This is a genomic window from Myxococcales bacterium (assembly GCA_012513515.1).
Lineage (GTDB): Bacteria > UBA10199 > UBA10199 > 2-02-FULL-44-16 > JAAZCA01 > JAAZCA01.
On the sequence record JAAZCA010000004.1, the window covers coordinates 1 to 21,397 of the forward strand.

The following is a 21,397-nucleotide window of genomic DNA, read 5'->3' on the forward strand; positions in this document are numbered from 1 at the left end:
AACCCCCTCCTTGTGATTTTAATTTCAAAACCTCTCAACCGGTCGGGAGGTTTTGAAATTAAAATCACAAAGGGAGGCGTTATGTTGGGACATCAGCGGCTTCACTGCTACAATCTTTGCCTTGGGGTGGCAAAAAGGATGCCAGAGCTAATCGGATCATGGCCCTCGGGGTCAGGCTATCTCGTGGATCAGCTTAAAAGGGCCCTTTCGAGCGTTATACTTAATATCGCGGAGGGAAATGGCAGGAGGTCGCTAAAGGAGAGAAGGCGGTTTTTCGATATCGCGATAGGATCTGCTACCGAAGTATCCTCGATCTTTGATGTCGCCATAGCTTATGGATATATCAGCAAGCCCATCTACGAGGAGCTTCAATCCGCGCTGCTTCAGGCGGTAAGGATGCTCTACAAACTGAAGTGATCGTCAGTCGTGATCGCTAATCGCTGATCTTTAATCCGATTTTGTAGGATTTGTCTGGAGCGAAAAATATCGTTTTTCAAATCAGACTACTATTTGAATATTTATGACGACGGATAGGGAGGCGAAGTGCGCCCAGTCGACGAAAGGGGAACCCCGTCAAAATAGAAGTGAATGCAGAACCTTATTATAATTGGTTTTCAGATCTGTTTGATCGGGTCTTGATTTGTACAATTTGTCATACTCATCTGCTGAATAAAAAAAACGGAGGCGCGATAGGCGCCCCCGTTTTGTCCTTTCAGGATGGTTTTTTATTCCTCGTTTTCCCCTTCGTCCTCTCCGATGAGTATGGTTTCATTGCTGTTATTGGAATTGGTCCTGCTGCCGTAGGTGGGTGCTACCACGAGATCGTTTCCGTTTCCGCTGTCGATCACATAGTCCTCGGGTCTGAGGCTTATCTCGGTGAGATTCCAAATATTGCCCTCTGTTGTCTCCGTAATGCCATCCTCGGTGGTGCTTACGGAACTTTTAACTAATACTTGGGCCCCATCAATCCGATGGTCTATCTTTATCACCAAAGTTTTAGCCGGTCCGGATTCCTGTGGGTCAACCAGGATTATAACGGTATTCCCGTTACCATCCTTTCCTTGATATCCGTATTCGAATCCCTCCGGGGGGTTGATCGTGATCGTGCCGCTTTGTTCTTCGCCATCGACGGCGCTTATGAAGACGTGGTCCCCTTTGCCTTCGGCCTTATATCCGCCGTAGGTTGTGGGGTCATCCCCGTTATTTCCCGAGAAGACGCCGCCTTCATGGCCATTTACGTATACGTTTATTTCGCCGGCGCTCGTTCTATTGCTTTCCTCCAGATTATTCACATCCACGCCCTGCGCCCAGAGCTGATTTTTTACGCCGAGGATGATGTCATCTCCGTTACCGCCTTCTATGTTGATAATCTGGGTCTTTACAATGGCGGCCGGTATCCTGTCGAAGCTGATGATATCGTTGCCATCGCTTCCTCTGAAGTTAAGCCTTACAATCGCATCTTCGGGGTTCTCACCATGAAAACTTCCGCTGAAGAAATTTTCGAATTTTACCTTGAAGCTTTCTCCTGCCTCATTGACGAATGTTATGACCAGAGATTTTCCATCGGAGTCGATATCGCCGAACGCCATCGTGTATCCCGGAGGCATGTCGAGGTCGATCGTTCCGCCTTCGCCGTTGCCTTCGTTCGTATATATGATCGTTCCGTCCCCCGTAGTGCCCTGGTTTATCCACTGCTCCGATTCTATCCATGACGTGTTAGATGGTGCGCCTGCAGAGGCATTTTCTACGGTGATTTCGTGTTCGGTTACTCCTTCCCCCTTGTCGGTGGAAAATACCGTGTCGCTCTTTCCGCCACCGTATATCGTGTCATAGCCGGCGCCGCCGTTTATCGTGTCCTCTCCGCCATAGCGCTTGCTGTATGATCCGGCGAGCTCGTAGTGCTCGTCGCCCCATATCTGGTCGTTGTTGGCGCCGCCCGTGATCGTGTCGTTGCCGCCCCATCCAACGATCTTGGTAGAGCTCTGTGCGCCGAATATTATATCGTCACCTTCCGAGCCATGAAGGTAGAGCTGGCCTTCGGCGAGGTAGGCTTTTTTGCAGTCTATGACCACGGGCCCCTTCAGGCCGAGAGCGGATATCACTAGCGGTTCTTTTCTTACTGACCCGTCCTTTATAAGCCAGGATTTTTTGTCGCCATTTTCGTAAATAACAGTGAGTATCAGATCCTTGCCGGAGGAGGTGAGATATACCTCGCTCATGTCTTCGCCCATCTGAAAACCGTAAACTGTGGGCTTAAGGGGATTGCCGCTGTTGGGGGGGATGATCGTTCCCATGTATTCCCCGCCTTCGGCCGTTGAGGCGACCTTTGCCGCATCGTTGGCATCTTGCTTTATGCTGTCTTCCGGGATTCCGTTCCATCCGACGTTGAGCCCCTGAGGCCAGTCCCAAATTGAGTCTTCTCCCGTACCTGCTGTTCCTCCCGCACCGCCGAGGCCGTTGGTGCGTATCGCCGTAAGGGTGGCGTTGAGGGTGAGTTTCAGTTCTTCAAAGAGGGCCCTTTTCTCATCGCTGAGATATTCGCCGTATTCCTTTTCGAAGGCGTCCATCTGTTCGAGCCTTGCGAGTATTTCGCCTTCAACTCCGGAGGCGCTGGCGGATCCGCTAGATGAAGTCCCGCCCATCTGCTCTAATCCGCTGGTATCGATCGCCTTGGTTTTGATTGAATTTATCTTCATATCAACGCCTCTCTTTTACAGTTCCAGTGTCGGGTCGCTGGCCTCTTCCTCGAATGTGCTCATCTCTCCGAACATTTTCGAGAAAAACCCGTTCATTTCGTCATCCAACATGGTCTTTTCAGCCATCACATTTTCCCACGATGCCTCAAGAATGTCGCTATTTATATCGGCTTCCTTGTTGAGTTCATTCTCTATCTTTTCTTTGGCATCCCTGACCATCGTGCTTACCATCATGACCTCATCGGGAACCTGATTTCCCTTTCCCGGTGGTATGCCTCTTCCTCCCCATTCTTTTTCGCAGAAGTCGTGGAGTGAGTATATTTGTGAAGAGGTTACATCGAAAAAATCATCGTCGTAGCTGTTTTTCCATCTATCGTATTCGGCCTCTCCATTTTCGGGCTTGTCATTTGCGTGGTTGGCGGAGTTATACTCTTCTGGGTTGGATATGTATGCCTCGGTTCCCCCTATGATCTTCACGTAGGCCTTAGGATTGGACCCTTTCTCTCCGCGTTCTGCGGAGTGAAGGCTTGGAATCTGGACTATGTTGGTACAGTTGTTAGAACCTTGGGCATCTATCCACACGAGGCTGGCGTTGGTTATGGTATTGTTGCCCTTGCCGGCTACGACGATGCTGTTTCCGCCATTTGCCTCGACTACGTTGTTCCAAAAGGCGTCGCCTGGTCGCAAGTTTCGCAGATCCTCGGGAATTTGGCCTTCGGCGTATTTCGTATATTCATTGGCTCCCAGGGTCTTTATTATGTCGTTGTAATTGCTGCCCGTTATCGCGCCTCTCACGTCGTACATGATAACTCCGGTCTGGAAGCTTCTTAACGGGTCCTCTTTTGTGGGCAGCGTTGATTCTGGGACGTAGCAGTCGCTTATGCCAGTGGTGTAAAAGTCGGTAAAATTGTACCCGGTTTCGGTGTTGTCTACCCATTCATTTTTAGTGGGGTCAAATGTTTTGGCAACCTGGGATGTACCGGTGAAGGCTCCGAGCGTTTCCATAAAGGCCATATCGGCGTTTGTTTTGTCGCTGGCCGCCGGCTTTTTAATTCCGAGCTCATCGATAAGCTTTCCTTCGTCTATCTGATGACGGCAGGTCGATATGAACTGTCCTGCATCGATTTTAACCGGCCTGGTTCTCATTGAGCCATTGAGCGCTATGCTCGCCGAGGATGCCGCAGTGTAATCCCCATTCATACATTTGGCGGAGATGGCGCTTTTTTCCATTTTCCCGCCGATCCTTATCCTTGCAACTACGTCCATGCCATTTCTAAGCTCGAGGATATGGTAGTAGAGATTGTTGCCACTAAGGTCGGTTACGCCGCTGTCATGCGAGGTTAGGAATGCTTCGGTAATCTCGACCTGCATGTACTTTGAAATATTTCCAGGGACTTCCTGGTGGATTCCGCCGTCAGCGTTCCACTTGTCATAGGCTTCCATCTTTAAACTTCCATCTCCGTCCTTGATATAGCTGAAGGAGTCCCTCTTGCTTTCAGGATCCCTTTTCACCCAGATCGTCTGGGGGATTCCGATATCGACCGCAGCGCCCAGATAGTTGCCGGAAGTCTTGTCGAGTTTTGAGGGGTCGATTTCCATGCAGAGGTCGAAGTTGCCGTTCTCGCGGACGTAATTTCCCTTGCTGTCCTTGGTGATTTCTCCAGAGGCGTTGTCACTTCCGTAGACATCGGAGATATCGACCATCTTTACCGCGCTATTTTCGCTGGCGAGCATCGGCTTGTATTCGGGATCGAAAAAGGGGCACTGGATGGCCTTTTTGGTCACCGGATCGACCAGGGTTGTCGTTCCATCGTCGTTTTTCTGAACTATGTAGGATCCCGCCTGGAAGGGCTTTCCTATCCAGCCGTCATTGTTGAGATCTTTGCCGTTTACAAGCTCGTTTTTATAGTTGGCGTCGAGGGTCATTTCCATCTTCTTGGTGTTTTCGATCTCCTGATTTCCACGGCCTATCGCCGCATTCACCAATTCCATGCGTTTGCTGATAAGCGCAATTTCAGAGGCGCCGAGCGTCCCGGAGTCGAGGGCCTGCTTGTAGGAGGCCTTAAGAGTTTCCATGTCGGAGATGAATTTTTCGTATTTCGCCTTTGCAATATCCAAATAGGCAACCGCCCTTTCATCCTTGGCTAAAAGATCGTTGAGGGTAGGCGGGGCGCTTGCGAGCCAGTCCAGCGAATCGGCGCTGGGATCGGATGAAACCTGACCGTTGCTGATATCGCCGCATGTGTAGTCGTCCAAGGGGTTGGAATTCCCCGTGAAGGCGGTGGATCCGCTTCCGTCAGCCGAATATTCGCCACCAAAGGCGTTTTCAAAATAATCGATCGTCGACTGGTCCGCCTCAGCAGTTTTAGAGGCCGACTTGTTCTTATCAGCCTCTATTCGATGCGCTTTGAAAGTTCTGAGATCATTTATATGCATAGTAACCTCACAGTCTTTTTGCCGAGGCAATATATTGCAAATATCTTGCCAAAACCGGAGTTTTCCTTACCTAACTAACATATTGAAAATAAAAGAACTTTTTATAAAAAAGATATCAGACTCTATAAGCATGATCGCATCTTGTGGAGTTTAAACCAGTAAATGGGGGTAGCAGTCCTCAGTGATAAATCAGGATCATTCCTCTTCATCTTTGGCTCTGGCATCGGCTATTTCCGCGCTGTAATAGACCTTGGATAGTTCAAGCTGTTTTACGCAGTCCGCAAGGGTGTTTTTGAGCTCTGCCAAGTGGGCATGCACATCGGGGATTAGAGATGCTGGGAGCTGGCTCATATTTTCGGGTTTTAAAAGCTTTTTCGCCTCATAGATGTGCGATTCTATGACCTTTTTAAGGGCGGAATATCTTTCGACCACCGCCGACATGTTCTTGCCCTCCGTCAGCACCAAAATTTCTCTTTGAAAATTAGGTACATATGGAAGAGTGTGCTCCACGTACTGATCCGGTATCACCAGGCCGTCCAGAATTTCGGCGATTGCATCTTCCCTTGTTATCGTGGGGCCGGAGGAGGAGGCAGTTTTGCCGGATACGAGTGTTTTATACCCCTCCTGTGTCATTTTTTCATATTTATCCACCTTCATGGTCTGAATAGAACGGGCCTTTTCTCCATTCTTCTCTTCAGCCCTGTTTCGAAACTCATCCCGGTGGACAATCGAAACTTTAGTTTTTAATTCTGCGCTCATAGAAGTTCTCCAATCAGCATAGCTTTATTATTTCCTCAAGATCGGCTAGAGCCCTGTCGATTTCATCCTTTATCGGAGCAGCCTCGGATTTATTCAAATAACCTTGTAATTCTAACATCTTAAAGAGCTCCTTTTTACTTTGAAGGGAGTCGTAGAGGTCTGTTGCTTCCTCTCTTTTGACCTCCGGTTGTGCCACAACCTTTGTCTCTGGCGGGGCTGAAATCGATGCCTCATCCGATGGCATAGAAACGATTTTGTTCGCTCTTATCTCTGTGTCCTTCATATCGTGATCCTCCGGGGGAGTTGTATCCCCGCGCGATAGGTATGCAAATAGGCTGCCATAAATGACATAGGTAATAAAATCCTTATTAGTTGGGATGTTATCATGGCTATCTAATGTATTAAGTTAAGCTTTAAATGGTTGGAAAGGGTGCTTCTGGCCACAAACTGAGGGAGAAAGTCATCAGGGTACGAGCTTGGAAGCGAGTTCCCTGAGTTTTTTTATCTGACCTAATAACTTATCGAGCTGTTCGATATCTTCGACAGACCTCGTTCTTTTGCGTTTTTTCGGTCGCGCTATGGAGAGGGCCTGCTGCGTGAGCCTGTCGACCTCTTTGATTATTTCCGATGGCGTAGGGGAGGCGCTCTTCTTTGCCCCGTGATAGGATTTCTGTTTTTTGTAATGCCGCCTGCCGCTTGTGGAAAAATGTTTTTCCAGGACGATATGCAGATTTTCCAGGGTCTCCCTAGTCTTCGAAAGATATTCAATCGCTCCCTGCTTGATTATCTCGGCTGCGAACTTTTCATCCCCCATGCCGCTGATGACTATTATCGGAGTCTCCGCGGCGATTTGAACGATTTTTGGGAGATGGATCGTTATCTGACTTCCTGACAGCATACCCGCTGTGATGATTATGTCGTAGGCCGATTGCCCGAGAAAATCGAGGGCGTCTTCTATCGAGTCAACCGCGTTTATGATAATCGGGGAAAAATGCCGATCGAGGACCTCGGTTATGAGCTCGGCATGATGAGGATTTTCCTCAACTATTAAAACGTAACGGGGTCTTCCGAGACTCCTCGAGTTCATCTGAACCTCGATGGTGTTAGATGTTGAGCATGTTTTTCAGCGCTTCTACCTTGTCGGTTCTTTCCCAAGTGAAATCCGGGTCATTCCTGCCGAAGTGACCGTAAGCCGATGTCTTGCTGTAAATCGGGCGCAGAAGATCAAGGTGCTTGATGATGCCTGCGGGCTTCATCGGGAATATCTCTTTGATCGCCACGAGTATTTTCTCGGGATCGACTTTGCAGGTGCTAAAACCGTTGAGCATCACGGAGACCGGTTCCGGATATCCTATCGCATAGGCTATCTGAATTTCGCAGCGGTCGACGGCGCCGGACGCTACGACGTTTTTCGCGATATAACGTGCCATATAAGATGCGCTACGGTCGACTTTCGATGGATCTTTTCCCGAGAATGCGCCGCCGCCATGGCTCCCCTGTCCGCCATAGGTATCGACTATGATCTTTCTGCCGGTCAGCCCGCAGTCGGCATGGGGACCGCCGCGCACGAAAGAACCTGTCGGGTTTATCAAATAGCGGGTACTGCTGTCCAAAAGATTTGTGGGAAGAACCGTACGAACGACCTTTTCGATCAGCGTTTTTTCTATTTCCTCGTGTGAGACGTCGGGCTTGTGCTGGGTCGATAGAACGATCGTGTCTATGTGAGTAGGGCGGTTGTTTTCATATTTTATCGTCACCTGCGATTTTCCGTCCGGGCGAAGAAATTCGATCTCCTTGTTCTTGCGCGCCTCGGCCAGGCGCTTGGTCAGGCGATGAGCGAAGACCAGAGGCATCGGCATCATCTCTTCGGTTTCGTTTGTCGCGAATCCGAACATGAGTCCCTGATCGCCAGCGCCCTGTTCCTTGAATATACCTTTGCCTTCGCTTACTCCCATATCGATGTCGGGGGACTGGCGATCGAGGGAAATTACGACTCCGCAGGTTTCCCAGTCGAAGCCCATCGAGTGATGGCAATACCCGATGTCGCGGATGGCATCTCTGACCACATCCGGATAATCGATTCTGGCAGTCGTGGTGATTTCGCCGGCGACCATCGCCAAGCCTGTCGTGACGAGGGTTTCGCACGCGACGCGGGCGTTTTTATCCTTTTCCAAAATAGCATCCAAGATGGAGTCGGATATCCTGTCGGCCACCTTGTCCGGGTGCCCTTCGGTTACCGATTCTGAGGTAAAAAGATATGATTTCATTGACATTTTTGTACTTCCTTTCCGCTTTGAGCTGCCGAAAAAATTTTGCGCACTATAAGCAGAGCGTATCCAGGCTGTCAAGGAGGATTTAGCGGCTAACGTTTTGATCTTTTTAAACATTTCGGATCCTAATCGCAACTTTTCAGGTGAATTTCAGCTGCCGACTATGTGCAGTTTTTTCACTTCTCCGGGGAGGATTCCGCTCGTGCGCCTCTTTAGATATTTCAGGACCTCGTCGCCGGTTGAAAGCGTGAGAATTTTTGGAACGAGTTTTTCCAGCTGGGATTTCGATATCGATCTTAGGATTTTTTTCACCCTGGGTATGGAGATCGGGTTCATAGATAGCGAGTCCAGTTCCATTCCCACCATCAGGCTTATGGCGAGAGGATCTCCGGCGAGTTCTCCGCACAGGGAGACCGGTATGCCGGCTTTTTTTGCGGCGCGAACGGTTCTATGTATCATCCTGAGGACTGCCGGATGAAATGGGTTGTACAGGTGCGAAACGTGCTCGTTTATGCGGTCGATTGCGAGGCTGTACTGCACGAGGTCGTTCGTTCCTATCGAAAAAAAATCGACCTCCTTCGCCATTTCGTTGGCCATCATCACTGCGGATGGGATCTCGATCATTATCCCGATTGGAATATTTTTTTCATAGGCTATCTTCTGCTTGTCGAGATCGGCTTTGACCTCGTTTATGATCTCTTTGGCACGAATTATCTCTTCCATGCTGCTTATCATGGGAAGCAGGATCTTCAAATTTCCATATCTGGATGCGCGAAGCAGGGCGCGCAGCTGGGCTTTAAAAATTGGAATTTCTTTTAGACAAAGCCTTATGGCTCTAAACCCCAGCGCCGGGTTAGCCTGCAGGTCATATCTCTGGCCAAGAGGCATTTTATCGCCGCCGAGATCTATCGTCCTTATGGTGACCGGTCGTGGGGCCAGCCTTTCGAGCACTTCGACATAATTTTTAAACTGTTCCTCTTCAGAGGGTTCGTCGAGTCTGTTCAGAAAAAGATACTCTGTTCTATAGAGGCCGATTCCTTCTGCGCCGTGATTGATCAGTGAGGATATCTCTTCGACGAGCTCCATGTTCCCTTCGATGTGGATCTTGAATCCATCTTTGGTTGAGCCGGGGAGATGGGTGTCTTGCATCAGTATCTGTTCTATCGCCAGATAATTTTCCTGTGTTGAAACGTAGTGATCGCGCTCCTTCGCAGAGGGTGAGGCTATCGCTATCCCTTTCATTCCATCCACGATGACGACCTCACCATCAAGCACTTCATCGAAAACACCCTTGATTCCGAACAGAGCTGGGATATCAAGCGCCTTTGATATGATAGCGGTGTGCGAGGTTTCTCCGCCGCCCTCCATGAGGAAGCCCTTCACTTTTTCCTTGGCGAGATTTGCGACCTCGGCGGGGGAGAGATCTTGAACTATGAGGATCAGGTCGCCGTCGGGGAGCTCCGAAAGTGAAATGTTTGTTTCCCCCATCAGGTTGTCCATTATCCTACGTCCGACATAATCTATGTCATGTTGTCTTTCTCTGAAATAAATTTCATCGACGTTTAGAAATGAGAGCTTGAGGTTCGCCAGCGTTTTATCTAGCGCCCATTCGGCATTGATTTTATATTCGCGGATGTTGTTTATGACCGACTGAACGAGCATGTCATCCTGCAGAAACATGCGGTGAGATTCCAGGATTTTTATCTGATCATGCCCCTGGAATTTGCACATCTTTCCCTGTATCGCCTCCAGCTGTTCGCGAGATTTTCTCAAGGAGTTTTTGAAGCGGATGACCTCTTCTTCGACGGACTGATTCTTGATCCAGTATCTGATGTAGGGAATGCTGCGACTTTGCAATCTGAAAGCTTTGCCGATGGCTATGCCAGGGGAAGTAGCAACCGATCTGAACTTGCGTGTTTTCATCGGTTTCCCCTGTATTATTCTTCCCCGAACTTGTTTTCTATGAGGTTGTGGAGCGCTTCGAGCGCTTCCTTCGAGTCGTGTCCCTTTGCGGTTACCGCGATCTTTGTTCCCTTGGAGGCGGCGAGCATCAGGACCCCCATGATGCTTTTACCATTCACCTTCATTTCATCTTTCTGGACCAATATTTCAGATGAATACCTGTTCGCTATTTTTACGAACGCGGCGGCGGCTCTGGCGTGTAAACCCAGTTTGTTTTTGATCTCGAATACCTGTGTCATTGGTTCATCCTATCTGTCGGTTTTTGTTCCGGCCTCGGTTCTTTTGAAGCCGCTCAATACGTTGCTTGCTATGACTATGTTTCGCTGTCCGTACTGGTGTATGAAATGCACCGTATCGTCGAAACCTGCGTCTTCCCTCGCTGCGGCCAGTTTTATGAGCATGGGCATGTTGAATCCTGATATGACCTCGATGCGGTGCGGTTCGAGAAAGGAGAGGCATATGTTGGAAGGAGTTCCTCCAAACATGTCAGTGAGTATCAGAATGCCGTTGTCTGTATCCACCGACTGTATTGCGTCGGCGATCTGTTTGCGTATGAGTTCAGGCGGGTTATCGGATTCCACTGACACGCTGCACATATTGGTCGCTTCGGGAATTATCCTCTTTGTTGCGCTGACCATCTCGCGGCCTATATTTCCATGAGATACCACCACTACGCCTATCATATCACTCCAATTCCCCCCATATCTTCTTCCCCTGACTTTCCATCATTATGTGTTCAGAAAGTTTTTCCTGAAATTTTTGTGCCGAGTGATGGCCGCCCAATTTTAGCAGGAGATTTCTGGCGGCTACTTCTATTATTGCTGAGAGATGTCTTCCGGGGCGGACCGGTATCTGAACTAGCGGCAGCGATACGTTGAGGATCGTGTAACGCTGCTCGTCTATCCCCAGCCTGTCGTATTCTATTTCGGGATTCCACTCAGTGAGCTCAATCACCATTTCGATGTATTTCTTGTCTCTGACAGCGGAGATCCCAAAAAGGTCTCTGATGTTGATTATGCCGAGGCCCCTTATTTCCATGTGATACTTTATTATTTCCGACCCTGAACCGTACAGGCTGGAAGGGGGGCGTTTTCTTATGTTGATGACGTCGTCGGCGACCAGCCTGTGACCGCGTAATATCAAATCCAGTGCGCATTCGCTTTTGCCGATGCCGCTTTTCCCAACTATCAGCACACCGATTCCAAAGATGTCCAGCAAAACACCGTGCATGCAGGAAGTAGCAGCGAGGCTTTCTTCCATGAATCGGGTTATCCTGTTCACGAATGTGGATGTCAGAAGCTTCGTTTTAATGAGAGGGATCTGCTGCTTGCGGCAGAATTCTTTCAGTAGGGGTTGCGGGCTGGCTCCCCTGGTTATAATGATGCAGGCGATGTCGATGCCGCGCATGGCGGCGAGGACCTTCTTTAATTTTTGAGGGGAGAGGCTGTTCAGATAATCCATCTCGGCGCGTCCAAAGATCTGGATTCTTCCCGGATGCAGGTTGGAGCTATCCCCTGTCAGTGCTAACCCCGGTTTTTGAATTCTCGGAATGACCAGCTTTTTGCCAAGTCCGCCCTTGCCGGTTATCAGCTCCATGTGGAGCCTGTGCTTTGTGTCCTTCAGCAAATTGATTACCGGGATATTAAGCATCAGATGTTCTTATCCTCATCCACTAGTAGTTTATACATTTCACTTCCATCGGAGGCATCGAGCAGGGCTTTGCGAATGTGCTCTTCTTTAAGCAGCCTCGAAAGACGGGCGAGAACCTTGAGGTGGTGTCCGGCGGCGAATTCAGGCGCTAGAAGAACGAAAAAAATTTGTGCGGGTTTTCCATCGTGGGAATCGAATTCTATTCCGCTGGGCTTGGTGCCGCACGCTACTACCACTTTATCCAATCCGGGAACCTTTCCGTGCGGTATTGCTACTCCATCCTGGATACCGGTGCTTCCAAGCCTTTCCCTATCCATTAGAATTTCAGCGACCTTCGCCGGGTCGAGGGAAGGGGCTATGCTGGATATATTCTCCGAAAGCTCGTTGATAACTTCGGGCTTCGTATCGGAGTTAAGCCCCGGCCAAAACATCTCAGGACGGAGCACCTCGACTAAATGCATAAGCTATCACCTTGTTTTAAAACAGTTTTGAATGGGGCTAGCTATCGCAGATACCCTTAAAAAGCAAGCCGTTTCTGGGTAGTGGTCATTTCCCTTTGCGGCGCGTGACACGCTCTTTGTCCTTGCTGAGCTGGCTTTCTAGGCGGTGAATCGCCCCCTCGACGGAGGCGTACATATCGGAGCTTGTTTCGGTACCAAAGTACCTCTTTCCTTTTACGTTGAGTGTGACCTCAGCCAGGTGTCTGGGACCCTCCACCTTGAAGACCATGTGAGCGATGGCGTTCTGGTTGACTAAGTATTTGCCGATTTTTTTGAGCTTTTTAAGGGTGTGCTCCTTCAGCGCTTCGGTTGAATCCATATTTCTGAAAGTGAATGTCGTTTCAAGTGGCGTCATGGTAAGTTCCTCCTGGGTCAGTCCCGCATTCTTCTTCTGGAAGAGGGGAGTATGCGAAGCATCTCTCTGTATTTGGCAACCGTTCTGCGGGCTATGTCGATATTTTTCTGTTTAAGAAGGTCGACGAGCTGTCTGTCGGATAGGGGTTTTTTGGGGTTTTCCGCCTCGATGAATTTTTTGATCATCAGCTTTACCGCTTCGGAAGCGACCCCTTCGCCATCGATGTTGTTTATTCCGCTGTTGAAGAAAAACTTGAGTTCGAAGATCCCGCGTGGGGTGTGCATGAATTTATTCGTTGTGACGCGACTTATGGTGGATTCATGCATTTCAACATCTTCAGCGACGTCCCTTAAAACCAGGGGCTTGAGGTGCGCGACTCCCTTATCGAAGAACTCACGCTGGAATTTAACTATGCTGTGAGAAACCCTATACAGGGTGCGTTGACGCTGGTGTATGCTTTTGATCAGCCACATGGCTGCGCGCATTCTCTCCTGAATGTATTCCTTGGTATGCTGACCGACATTGGATCCCTTCATTAGGGCTCGCCGATAAAAGTTGCTGACGCGAAGTTTCGGCATGCCATCCTCATTGAGCGTGACGAGATACTCGTCGCCGATTTTTTTTACGTACACGTCAGGAACTATGTAGTGTGCCGCGTTTTCAGCGAAGGGGCGTCCGGGCTTGGGTTCCAGCTCGGAGATTATGCGTGCCAAAGTTTTTACCTTATCCAGCTCGATCGAGAGTTTTTTGGCAATGGCGGAATAATCGTGTTTTTCCAACTCATGAAGATGATTCGATATCATCTTCATGAGGTGCTCGTCATCGTGCCCCAGCATCTTTAACTGGATGAGCAGGCATTCTTTAAGATCCCTTGCAGCGACGCCGCTTGGGTCGAACTCCTGGATTTTCTTAAGAACTGGCAATACCTGCTCAGGAGATGAGTTGGACTTGGAAGCGATCTCTTCGATCGTAGCCTGAAGATAACCATCGTCGTTTATGTTGCCTATGATCTCCGTTCCGATCAGCCGTTCTTCCTCGCTGAACTGTGACAGATGAAGCTGCCAGAGCAGGTGCCCCTGAAGGGATTCCGTTTGACGCAGCACATTTTCGAAGGGCTGCATATCATCGGCGGAACGGGCCTCGCGTTCCACCTGATAGCCCGGTGCATTATAGATATTGAGGTAGTTTTCCCAGTCGAAATCCTTTGGCTCCTTGAGGTCCCCCTCCTTGGAGCCTATCTCCTCATTCTCATGTTCCCTGTTTTCTTCTCCGGATTGGGTCTCCTCGTGTTTTTCCGATTGTGTTTTCTTTTCCGCCTCGGAGTCGTCGGGAGTGGCCTCCGCATCTTCAAGCATTGGATTTTCAAGCAGTTCTTTCTCAACGAGGCTGGAGAGCTCCATTTGAGAGAGCTGCAGGAGTTTTATCGCCTGTTGGAGTTGAGGAGTTACTACTAGTTGCTGTGCAAGCTTTAAGCTTTGTTTCAGTTCGAGGGGCATGAGCTACCTTTTCTCCCTGCATGATAGTTCCAGAAGAGGTAAAAGTCAATTGCCGACCTCGATTGAGGTTAGGCAGAACTGTCGAGAATTACAGGTAATATGTAATTTTACCGATTCATCTGTGTGCAACTGGAAACATAGGTGAAATTTCATTATGGGGACATGGGTAACATATTTTAAGTGACGATCAGCTTATCGACCGGAGTAAACTTTCGTGTTTTTGCGTCGTAAAACCCATGGTCGTAGTTCATAAAGCTGATTTTTCAGAGGTTACTTAATTCGATTGGGCTCATGGAGTTAGGAAAAACTTCAGCAATTTGTTTGATACGTTTTTTGGCAGAGGAGGGAAAAAGAAGGGAAGCCGGGTGGCTTCCCTTCTCGTCGGATATGCTGAAATTCGAATATTAACGTTTCGAATACTGCGGACGACGGCGTGCCTTGCGGCGTCCGACCTTGCGGCGTTCCTTTATTCTGTCATCTCTGGTGAGAAGGCCGTCTGTCTTGAGGGGTTTTCTCAGGTCGGGATTCATGTTGACCAGCGCCCTGGAAATTCCGTGTCTTACCGCCCCGGCCTGGCTGGAAATTCCGCCTCCGATGACGTTGACAAGCACGTCGAACTTTCCGGCGGTTCCTGTCACCTCAAAGGGTCTGTCCACAGCCATCTGAAGGGTGGGGCGAGCGAAGTAGAGTTTCATCTCCTTGCCGTTGACATCTATTTTTCCTTCCCCTGGTGAAAGCCTGACCCTCGCGATAGAGGTCTTGCGTTTTCCAGTCGCCAGAAATTCGTTTTTCTTTTTAGCTCCTGCTTGTGCTGTTCTTGTCTGAACCATATTTGTCTTCTCTTCGATTAAAGGTTGATTGCCACCGGGTTTTGCGCAGCATGGGGATGCTCTGTACCCGCGTAGATCTTCAGTTTCTTCATCATATTCTTCGAAAGAGCGCTCTTGGGCAGCATTCCCCATATCGCCTGTTCGAGAACCCTTTCAGGGTGCTTCTCGAGCTGCTTTTCAGCGGTTATTTCTTTAATGCCGCCTGGGAATCCGGTGTGGTGGTAGTATTTCTTCTTCTCGAGCTTTTTGCCCGTGAACTTCACCTTCGCGGCGTTTATGACCACCACGAAATCGCCGTTGTCGAGGTGGGGGACGTACTCAGGGCGGTGTTTTCCCCTGAGGATCTGCGCTATCTTGGATGCAGCGCGCCCGACCACCTGATTTTCGACATCCACCAAAACCCAGTTCCTGGTGGCATTTTCCCTGGTCACCATAGTCGTTTGTTTGCTGTAACTGTTCATATTCAACTCTCTCTGTAACTTAACTTATTGAAAAACAAAGAAAAAACCCTTTGCTCGAAGGGCGCGAAAATCTATAGGGAAAAAGGGGGGTAAGTCAAGGGAAATATTGCAGTTAAAAGGGATTTAACAAAATGGCGAAAGGGCTCTGAGGCGCTCTATGATCGAGGGGAGCTTTTCCAGTATGAAATCTATCTCACCGTCGGAATTATAGCGGGATAGCGAAAAACGGATGGATCCGTGCGCCCTTGTAAAAGGAATACCCATCGCGATCATCACGTGCGAAGGATCCAGCGACCCCGAGGTGCAGGCGGAGCCCGATGAGGCGCAGATTCCATGCTCGTTCATCATGAGGAGGATGGCTTCCCCTTCAATTCCCTCGAAACCTATATTGGTGGTGTTTGGGAGCCTGCTCTTCGTATTCCCATGGACGAATGATTTTTTAATCGAGCTGAGGAGCCCTGTTTCGAGGCGATCGCGCAGGAGCTCCATCCTTCGTATCTCGGATTTCATGTCATCCATCGCGAGTTCGCAAGCCCTTCCAAAGGCTACTATAGAGGCGACGTTTTCGGTTCCTCCGCGTCGGCCCTTTTCCTGATGTCCGCCGATGAGGAGGGGATGAAAGGGGGTTCCTTTTCTTACGTAGAGGGCGCCGACCCCCTTTGGGGCGTGAACTTTGTGTCCCGATACGGAGAGGTATGTGACCGGCGTTTCAGCCATGTTGATCGGCAGTTTTCCCAGAGCCTGGACCGCATCGACATGCAGAGGGACTCCGCGCTCGCTGCAGATTTCGGCTATCTTCTTTATCGGAAAGATCACTCCCGTTTCGTTGTTGGCCCACATTATCGAAACTATTGCGGTCTGGCTGGTTATTGCTCTTTCAAGTTCCGATATATCAAGATTTCCATCAGCGTCCACCTTCAGGTAACTCGCCCCGTATCCATCTCTTTCCAATTTTTTTACAAGATTGAGGACGGCAGGGTGTTCGACGCTCGATGTAATGATATGGCGTTTTTCGGGGCTTGCCGCCAGCGCGGATCTTATAGCAGCGTTATCGCTTTCTGTGCCGCAGCTGGTGAAGATTATCTCACTTGGGCTGGATGCCCCAAGTATTGTAGCGATCGAGCCTCTTGCCTCATCTATGTGTTTGGCAACCTGTCCGCCAAAGGTATGTATGCTGGAGGGATTGCCCCAGTAATTATTCAGGAAAGGGAGCATGGCATCTATGACTTCGGGAGCGACTTTCGTCGTCGCATTGTTGTCCACATACACGATGCTCATTCCTTCACCTCCTCGACCTTCATGTACGGTGAGACCTCTTTCCTGATCTCCTTTTCCACGAAGCTACGCAGTGTGTTTGATGACGAGGGACAGTTCTTGCATGCTCCACGCAGTTTCACCAATATGGTATCATTATCGATATCCACCAGCTCTATATCGCCGTGATCCTGTTGAAGGGCGGGGCGAATGCGGTTTTCAATTATTTTTTCTATGAGGTGGAGTCGTTGCAGGTTCGTCATGCCGTCCACGGGAATTTTATTTGGTTCGCTCTTCGCTCTTTTCCCCTTGTCCTTCATCAGATCGGCCTGTGCCCGGTCAATTACCTCCTGGATTTTTCCTTTGCACTGTTCGCAGGCTCCGCCTGCCTTGGTGTAATTTGTAACCTGTTCGACTGTTTCCAGTTCGTTTTCCTTTACGACCCGCCTGATTTCAGGCTCTGTTACGCCAAAGCATTTGCAAACGACTTCGCCTTCGAGTTTGTGCACCCTGTGCATTTCACCGTTGAAATTTTCTATGGCAGCTTCGAGCGCCTCTCTACCCATGACCGAACAGTGCATTTTTTCCTCTGGAAGACCTCCGAGGTAGTCGGCTATTTCCTTGTTGGTTATGGAGAGGGCCTCTTCAAGGGTTTTCCCTTTTATCATTTCGGTCAGGGCGGAGCTCGACGCTATTGCCGATGCGCAACCGAAGGTCTTAAACTTTGCATCGACGATTTTTCCATCGGAGCCGAGACGGAAAGTTAGCCTCAGCATGTCGCCACAGGCAAGCGATCCGACCTCGCCGATTCCATCGGGATTTTCTATTTCACCTACGTTTCTCGGATGAAGAAAATGATCGACGACTTTTTCCGTATAGTTCCACATAATTTACGCTCCAGTTTCAGTTGTGAATTCATCGATACCGACCAACGATGTCATGATTGTTTTGACGCTTTGATCGCCAGAATCCCTCTTGAGCAAGCAATTTTTACAGGAGGAATTGTTCTCCTTTCCCTCGCAGCCCTTGCATTGCGAGAGAAATTCCAGGAGCGCATCTATTTCGGATATTCCATTCGATAGCTTTGTAATCTGCCGTTCGAATTCCTGTTTCATATCGTCGAGGGCCTTTTGAAATGCCGCGATCGTCTCCGGGTCCGCTATGCTGGCTCCGGGGGAGAGTATCCGCTTGATCTCCGATAGCGAGATTCCGAGATCGCGAAATCTGGCTATGAGTTTTAACAGCTCTATATTTTCTGTCGAATAGAGACGGAAGCCGCCATCGCTGCGCAGAGGGGTTATAAATCCGAGCTCCTCATAATACCTTATCGTCCTTTGGGAGAGCCCCGTCAGATTTGATAGCTCTCCTATAAATAACTTTTTTTGTTGCATATTCATGTCGGCAGTGTACGCCAACATTAACGTTAACGTCAATGTTTAAATTGCAGTGCTGGGGGATGGTTTAAATATTAAAGTCGTTTTTTAGGTGTTTAATACTAATAACTTGATTTTTATATCATACTCTTCTTGCATGTTCGGGGAGAGGGGGGGCTGCCTTATGGCTTACAAATATATTTATCATAGTCTGAGTATATGCCATGACCCCCGGAACGTAGTTCTGAGTCTCCTTAAATGGAGGGATTTTGTTGCCGTATTTTTCTACGTTGTGTTCGCCGGCGTTATATCCGGCCAGGGCAAGGCTCATATCCCCTTTAAACTTATTCAGGAGCCAGCGAAGGTACTTGGTTCCGCCATCTATGTTCTGCTTGGGATCAAAGGAGTTTGTAACCCCGAATCTTTTTGCGGTTCCGGGCATAAGCTGCATCAATCCTCTTGCCCCACAGTGGGAAACGGCCCTGTGCTGAGCACCGGATTCCTGAAGGATTACGCCGCAGATAAGCTCAACCGGCACATTATATTTGCGGGCTGCTTCCTCTATGTGAGGGGCGTAGCTGGCAAGCCTTCTGGCCTGTGTTTCGGTTATTTTTCTGGACTTTGCCAGCCTTGGTGGCTGCTCCCTCCTGGCGGCCCGTATTTTTTCGGAAAACTGAGGTCTTTCTTTGGATTCCTTGGCGGGGAGCTTCTTTACCACCTCTTGTGAGAAGGGGAGTGAGCTTCTCCTGGAAACACGCTTGCTTTCAAGGAAGCTTCCAAACTGCTCCGCTATTCTCTGTGCCTTTATCTGCTCGCTCATCTGCCTTCTCCATGATCGATGGCGCCTGTTATGCCATCTATCCGGGGTGCAGATATGCAAATACCATACCCAAAGTCAGTCTAGATTTGTATTTTAATCTTCTTCGTAAGGCTGTGTATCTAAAGACAAATTTTCAGAATCTTCCGATTCCTCATCCTGTTTTTCTTCGGGTTCCTCTCCTTCTGCCTGATTTGTTGGGGTTGGCTCTTCATCCGATGGGGGCTCTTCTCCCCGGATAGAGCTTTCCTTCGGGGTGACATAGAAGAAGCGCTGTTCCTTGATTTCTTTGCTGGCGTTTCTGTCCCTTATGCTCAAGGTGACCGTATATCTTCCGGGCTGAGCGTCCGCCGGAAGCGCTATGTTATTTTCAAAACGAATGGCACCCGAGCGCTCTAACTCGGAGTTGAACTCGTTTATATTCTCAAGCTTGAGTCCGACATTTCCATCCGGATAAGTGATACTGAGATCTTCCTGAATCCACGCTTTTCCATCGCCGAGCATGTAACCATCGACGTCGAATGTCATGTAGACCGATTCCCCGGGTTGATATATCGAGGGCTGCCTTGGCGAGCGATGTATCCCTTCGGAAAACTGGAAGTCCACGACCCCGAGCTCTTCAAGGGGTTCAGCGCGTGCAGAGGATAGCGAAGCTGTCATGTCGATGGAAGGGAGAAAATTTATTTTGAAATCGGACCTTGTCAGATTGTAGGGGTTGTTTAGTCCGAAGTAGAGAAAGGTTCCGGATATTATCAGCCAGAAGGCAAGGATCAAAAATCCGCTCATCTCCCGCACCGCCTTTATTACAATCGTGTTGGCGGAAGAGTCTCCCGGCCTCTGTTTTCTAGATGAAAAGAGGGCGGTCGCAAATCCCATGAAGTTGTTGTCGAAGGGGCGCCATAAGGTTCTTATTACGACAGAAGGGAGGTCGGCCGCGAAACCTTCTTCGGAGGATATGCTGAGCCCCAAAATCCATTTACCGGGCGAGGAATGTGATATGATCTCGGGGATTGCGAAAAATAGGAAGAGGATTATCGGCAGAAAGAGTATCTGGATCATGCTCGATATGGGAGTTTCCGGGCTAAGCAGGAGCGCATAGCCTGAAAGCAGGACTGCAAGTATCGCTATGTCAATCGCGAAGGCTGCGGTTCGTCTTGTGGCGGATGCTATGATTTCAAGAGAGAGGGCGAACTGTTTTCTGAAACGAGACGGCCTTTTGAGAACCATGGTGCGGGCTGCCAGATCGCCGAGCCTTCTGCTCCAAGGGGTGTTTTCCATTAGCCCCGTCAAAATAAGGGTGGGGAAAAGGATTATATCAAGCGGACGAAGAATATTTCTGGCCAGAGTGGAGAGAAAGGTCATTTCGGCTGCGTCCGTTTTCATGACGGAGAGGCGACAGAGCATTTTTCCGAGAGTCGCTGAGAATATGAATTCCCCGAGTACAAAATAAAGCAGGGCGATGAGTAAAAAGATGCCGTTTAGCAGTATCCCGTGAATCCCCGCGGCTGGGATAGGGCCTGCGGCGCTTCCCAATGCGATGGCTCTATAAAATAACATCAGGGGCCAGTAGGCTGTGTATAGGACCATGAGGTCGATCGAGAAGGCCGCAAAACGATCTCTTAATTCAGCGGGGTAGGGTGTGCCGGGATCTTCCGCGTTTTTACCCGATCCGAAAAAACTGTCGGGAGCTGCGGGCGTGGGAGGCTCGGTCCAGTCATCTCCAAGCGGGGTTTCTATGTCGCCGACGTCTATCAGGTCAGTCTGGTCTGTCCTCTGTATGTCAGGTTCCATCTCTTTTTCCCCCTATGTACTCGGTTACGAAAAGCAAATCGTCGGTGAATATCCCATCAACTTCCAGAGAAATTGATTTTTCAATTTCATCGCAGGTGTTCACGGTCCACGCGTAAAGAGGGCAGCCGATCTGTCGTACCCGTTTGGCTGCGCGGGCTGAAAGAGTTTTTATGTTTCCATGAATCCCCGAAAGATGCGTGAGTCTAGCAAAAGTTTTTGGAATAAAAAAGAGAAAAGCCGGGTAAGCTATGACGTAGGCGCGACGAAGCTTCGGATAGCTCCAGCTGAGCTCGTAGAGCATTCTCACGCTAAACGACGAAGCTGTTATCCTGTCAGCCATCTCAGAATTTTGCAGGATGTCGCCTATCACCCTTGCCGCTTTGGATATTTTCCCGGACTGGATTTTTATTTCAACGATCAAATCAATATTTTTATAACGAATCTCCGATAGAACTTCTTCCAGAGTTGGAATTTTAGTTCCGGCAAATTTATCAGAGAAGTGAATGCCGAAATCCAACTCCCGTATTTCCCGAAAAGTGATATCTCCCACATTTTTTTTACAACCTGTGAGGATGGAGAGATCTTCATTGTGTGTGACTACAGGAACATCGTCCGATGTCAGCATCACATCTATTTCGATGGCGTCAGCGCCGAGTTCAACCGCTCTGGAGATCGCCGGGATGGTGTTTTCAGGAGCCTCTCTGCAGGCCCCTCGGTGGGCTATGATCAGCGGCTTCTTGGACATAT

The 21,397-nt window shown here is 49.3% G+C and carries 22 protein-coding genes; 1 reads left to right on the forward strand and 21 read right to left on the reverse strand.

The features are described 5' to 3' along the window. Positions 1 to 81 precede the first annotated feature (81 nt). Positions 82 to 417 (forward strand): four helix bundle protein, encoded by a 336-nt coding sequence (locus tag GX659_00550; GenBank protein ID NLD27281.1) that lies wholly within the window; start codon positions 82 to 84, stop codon positions 415 to 417. Between the two features lie 308 nt (positions 418 to 725). On the opposite strand, the gene GX659_00555 is transcribed toward GX659_00550, so the two are convergent. The 21 genes from GX659_00555 to GX659_00655 form a co-directional block, all read right to left on the reverse strand. Continuing rightward, a complete protein-coding gene (locus GX659_00555; GenBank protein ID NLD27282.1) occupies positions 726 to 2,696 on the reverse strand; it encodes a calcium-binding protein in 1,971 nt (656 codons plus the stop codon). Positions 2,697 to 2,711: 15 nt separating this feature from the next. Beyond that, entirely contained in the window at positions 2,712 to 5,132 is a 2,421-nt protein-coding gene (locus tag GX659_00560; protein ID NLD27283.1) for a hypothetical protein, read from the reverse strand. Between the two features lie 195 nt (positions 5,133 to 5,327). Further along, positions 5,328 to 5,891 (reverse strand): hypothetical protein, encoded by a 564-nt coding sequence (locus tag GX659_00565; GenBank protein ID NLD27284.1) that lies wholly within the window; start codon positions 5,889 to 5,891, stop codon positions 5,328 to 5,330. Between the two features lie 13 nt (positions 5,892 to 5,904). Next, a complete protein-coding gene (locus tag GX659_00570; GenBank protein ID NLD27285.1) occupies positions 5,905 to 6,174 on the reverse strand; it encodes a hypothetical protein in 270 nt (89 codons plus the stop codon). 180 nt (positions 6,175 to 6,354) lie between these two features. Next, entirely contained in the window at positions 6,355 to 6,978 is a 624-nt protein-coding gene (locus tag GX659_00575) for a response regulator (protein NLD27286.1), read from the reverse strand. A 16-nt stretch (positions 6,979 to 6,994) separates the two neighbouring features. Beyond that, positions 6,995 to 8,164 carry a methionine adenosyltransferase gene (locus GX659_00580; GenBank protein NLD27287.1) on the reverse strand — a complete coding sequence of 390 codons (1,170 nt, stop codon included), beginning with the start codon at positions 8,162 to 8,164 and terminating at the stop codon, positions 6,995 to 6,997. A 147-nt stretch (positions 8,165 to 8,311) separates the two neighbouring features. Next, entirely contained in the window at positions 8,312 to 10,084 is a 1,773-nt protein-coding gene (gene ptsP, locus GX659_00585; GenBank protein NLD27288.1) for a phosphoenolpyruvate--protein phosphotransferase, read from the reverse strand. 14 nt (positions 10,085 to 10,098) lie between these two features. Then, the gene (locus GX659_00590; protein NLD27289.1) at positions 10,099 to 10,362 is read right to left on the reverse strand and encodes an HPr family phosphocarrier protein; all 264 of its coding nucleotides are present in this window, start codon (positions 10,360 to 10,362) and stop codon (positions 10,099 to 10,101) included. Between the two features lie 9 nt (positions 10,363 to 10,371). Continuing rightward, entirely contained in the window at positions 10,372 to 10,806 is a 435-nt protein-coding gene (locus GX659_00595; protein ID NLD27290.1) for a PTS sugar transporter subunit IIA, read from the reverse strand. Between the two features lies 1 nt (position 10,807). Next, positions 10,808 to 11,773, reverse strand: a complete 966-nt coding sequence (gene hprK, locus GX659_00600; protein NLD27291.1) for an HPr(Ser) kinase/phosphatase — start codon at positions 11,771 to 11,773, stop codon at positions 10,808 to 10,810. Next, positions 11,773 to 12,234: a PTS sugar transporter subunit IIA gene (locus tag GX659_00605; protein NLD27292.1), complete on the reverse strand. Its 462-nt coding sequence runs from the start codon at positions 12,232 to 12,234 to the stop codon at positions 11,773 to 11,775. Before GX659_00605 ends, hprK begins: the two co-directional genes overlap by 1 nt. 85 nt (positions 12,235 to 12,319) lie before the next feature. Continuing rightward, entirely contained in the window at positions 12,320 to 12,628 is a 309-nt protein-coding gene (raiA, locus tag GX659_00610; GenBank protein NLD27293.1) for a ribosome-associated translation inhibitor RaiA, read from the reverse strand. Positions 12,629 to 12,645: 17 nt separating this feature from the next. Beyond that, positions 12,646 to 14,124: an RNA polymerase factor sigma-54 gene (gene rpoN, locus GX659_00615; GenBank protein ID NLD27294.1), complete on the reverse strand. Its 1,479-nt coding sequence runs from the start codon at positions 14,122 to 14,124 to the stop codon at positions 12,646 to 12,648. Between the two features lie 404 nt (positions 14,125 to 14,528). Then, entirely contained in the window at positions 14,529 to 14,954 is a 426-nt protein-coding gene (rpsI, locus tag GX659_00620) for a 30S ribosomal protein S9 (GenBank protein NLD27295.1), read from the reverse strand. 17 nt (positions 14,955 to 14,971) lie between these two features. Next, positions 14,972 to 15,388 carry a 50S ribosomal protein L13 gene (gene rplM / locus GX659_00625; GenBank protein NLD27296.1) on the reverse strand — a complete coding sequence of 139 codons (417 nt, stop codon included), beginning with the start codon at positions 15,386 to 15,388 and terminating at the stop codon, positions 14,972 to 14,974. A gap of 150 nt (positions 15,389 to 15,538) precedes the next feature. Further along, complete coding sequence (nifS, locus tag GX659_00630; protein ID NLD27297.1) at positions 15,539 to 16,693, reverse strand: cysteine desulfurase NifS; 1,155 nt, start codon at positions 16,691 to 16,693, stop codon at positions 15,539 to 15,541. Beyond that, the gene (nifU, locus tag GX659_00635) at positions 16,690 to 17,556 is read right to left on the reverse strand and encodes a Fe-S cluster assembly protein NifU (GenBank protein ID NLD27298.1); all 867 of its coding nucleotides are present in this window, start codon (positions 17,554 to 17,556) and stop codon (positions 16,690 to 16,692) included. The genes nifS and nifU overlap by 4 nt, the downstream gene beginning before the upstream one ends. A gap of 3 nt (positions 17,557 to 17,559) precedes the next feature. Next, on the reverse strand, positions 17,560 to 18,066 hold the full coding sequence (locus GX659_00640) for a MerR family transcriptional regulator (protein NLD27299.1): 507 nt from the start codon (positions 18,064 to 18,066) through the stop codon (positions 17,560 to 17,562). A gap of 118 nt (positions 18,067 to 18,184) precedes the next feature. Beyond that, positions 18,185 to 18,862: a lytic transglycosylase domain-containing protein gene (locus GX659_00645; GenBank protein NLD27300.1), complete on the reverse strand. Its 678-nt coding sequence runs from the start codon at positions 18,860 to 18,862 to the stop codon at positions 18,185 to 18,187. Positions 18,863 to 18,955: 93 nt separating this feature from the next. Then, positions 18,956 to 20,650, reverse strand: a complete 1,695-nt coding sequence (locus GX659_00650) for a hypothetical protein (GenBank protein NLD27301.1) — start codon at positions 20,648 to 20,650, stop codon at positions 18,956 to 18,958. Next, complete coding sequence (locus GX659_00655) at positions 20,640 to 21,395, reverse strand: hypothetical protein (GenBank protein NLD27302.1); 756 nt, start codon at positions 21,393 to 21,395, stop codon at positions 20,640 to 20,642. The genes GX659_00650 and GX659_00655 overlap by 11 nt, the downstream gene beginning before the upstream one ends. Between the last annotated feature and the right edge of the window lie 2 nt (positions 21,396 to 21,397).

Bases quoted from the DNA above. Each gene is read 5' to 3' on its own strand.
- GX659_00550 (NLD27281.1), top strand. From the start codon at position 82: ATGTTGGGACATCAGCGGCTTCACTGCTACAATCTTTGCCTTGGGGTG.
- GX659_00555 (NLD27282.1), bottom strand. From the start codon at position 2,696: ATGAAGATAAATTCAATCAAAACCAAGGCGATCGATACCAGCGGATTA.
- GX659_00560 (NLD27283.1), bottom strand. From the start codon at position 5,132: ATGCATATAAATGATCTCAGAACTTTCAAAGCGCATCGAATAGAGGCT.
- GX659_00565 (NLD27284.1), bottom strand. From the start codon at position 5,891: ATGAGCGCAGAATTAAAAACTAAAGTTTCGATTGTCCACCGGGATGAG.
- GX659_00570 (NLD27285.1), bottom strand. From the start codon at position 6,174: ATGAAGGACACAGAGATAAGAGCGAACAAAATCGTTTCTATGCCATCG.
- GX659_00575 (NLD27286.1), bottom strand. From the start codon at position 6,978: ATGAACTCGAGGAGTCTCGGAAGACCCCGTTACGTTTTAATAGTTGAG.
- GX659_00580 (NLD27287.1), bottom strand. From the start codon at position 8,164: ATGTCAATGAAATCATATCTTTTTACCTCAGAATCGGTAACCGAAGGG.
- ptsP (NLD27288.1), bottom strand. From the start codon at position 10,084: ATGAAAACACGCAAGTTCAGATCGGTTGCTACTTCCCCTGGCATAGCC.
- GX659_00590 (NLD27289.1), bottom strand. From the start codon at position 10,362: ATGACACAGGTATTCGAGATCAAAAACAAACTGGGTTTACACGCCAGA.
- GX659_00595 (NLD27290.1), bottom strand. From the start codon at position 10,806: ATGATAGGCGTAGTGGTGGTATCTCATGGAAATATAGGCCGCGAGATG.
- hprK (NLD27291.1), bottom strand. From the start codon at position 11,773: ATGCTTAATATCCCGGTAATCAATTTGCTGAAGGACACAAAGCACAGG.
- GX659_00605 (NLD27292.1), bottom strand. From the start codon at position 12,234: ATGCATTTAGTCGAGGTGCTCCGTCCTGAGATGTTTTGGCCGGGGCTT.
- raiA (NLD27293.1), bottom strand. From the start codon at position 12,628: ATGACGCCACTTGAAACGACATTCACTTTCAGAAATATGGATTCAACC.
- rpoN (NLD27294.1), bottom strand. From the start codon at position 14,124: ATGCCCCTCGAACTGAAACAAAGCTTAAAGCTTGCACAGCAACTAGTA.
- rpsI (NLD27295.1), bottom strand. From the start codon at position 14,954: ATGGTTCAGACAAGAACAGCACAAGCAGGAGCTAAAAAGAAAAACGAA.
- rplM (NLD27296.1), bottom strand. From the start codon at position 15,388: ATGGTGACCAGGGAAAATGCCACCAGGAACTGGGTTTTGGTGGATGTC.
- nifS (NLD27297.1), bottom strand. From the start codon at position 16,693: ATGAGCATCGTGTATGTGGACAACAATGCGACGACGAAAGTCGCTCCC.
- nifU (NLD27298.1), bottom strand. From the start codon at position 17,556: ATGTGGAACTATACGGAAAAAGTCGTCGATCATTTTCTTCATCCGAGA.
- GX659_00640 (NLD27299.1), bottom strand. From the start codon at position 18,066: ATGAATATGCAACAAAAAAAGTTATTTATAGGAGAGCTATCAAATCTG.
- GX659_00645 (NLD27300.1), bottom strand. From the start codon at position 18,862: ATGAGCGAGCAGATAAAGGCACAGAGAATAGCGGAGCAGTTTGGAAGC.
- GX659_00650 (NLD27301.1), bottom strand. From the start codon at position 20,650: ATGGAACCTGACATACAGAGGACAGACCAGACTGACCTGATAGACGTC.
- GX659_00655 (NLD27302.1), bottom strand. From the start codon at position 21,395: ATGTCCAAGAAGCCGCTGATCATAGCCCACCGAGGGGCCTGCAGAGAG.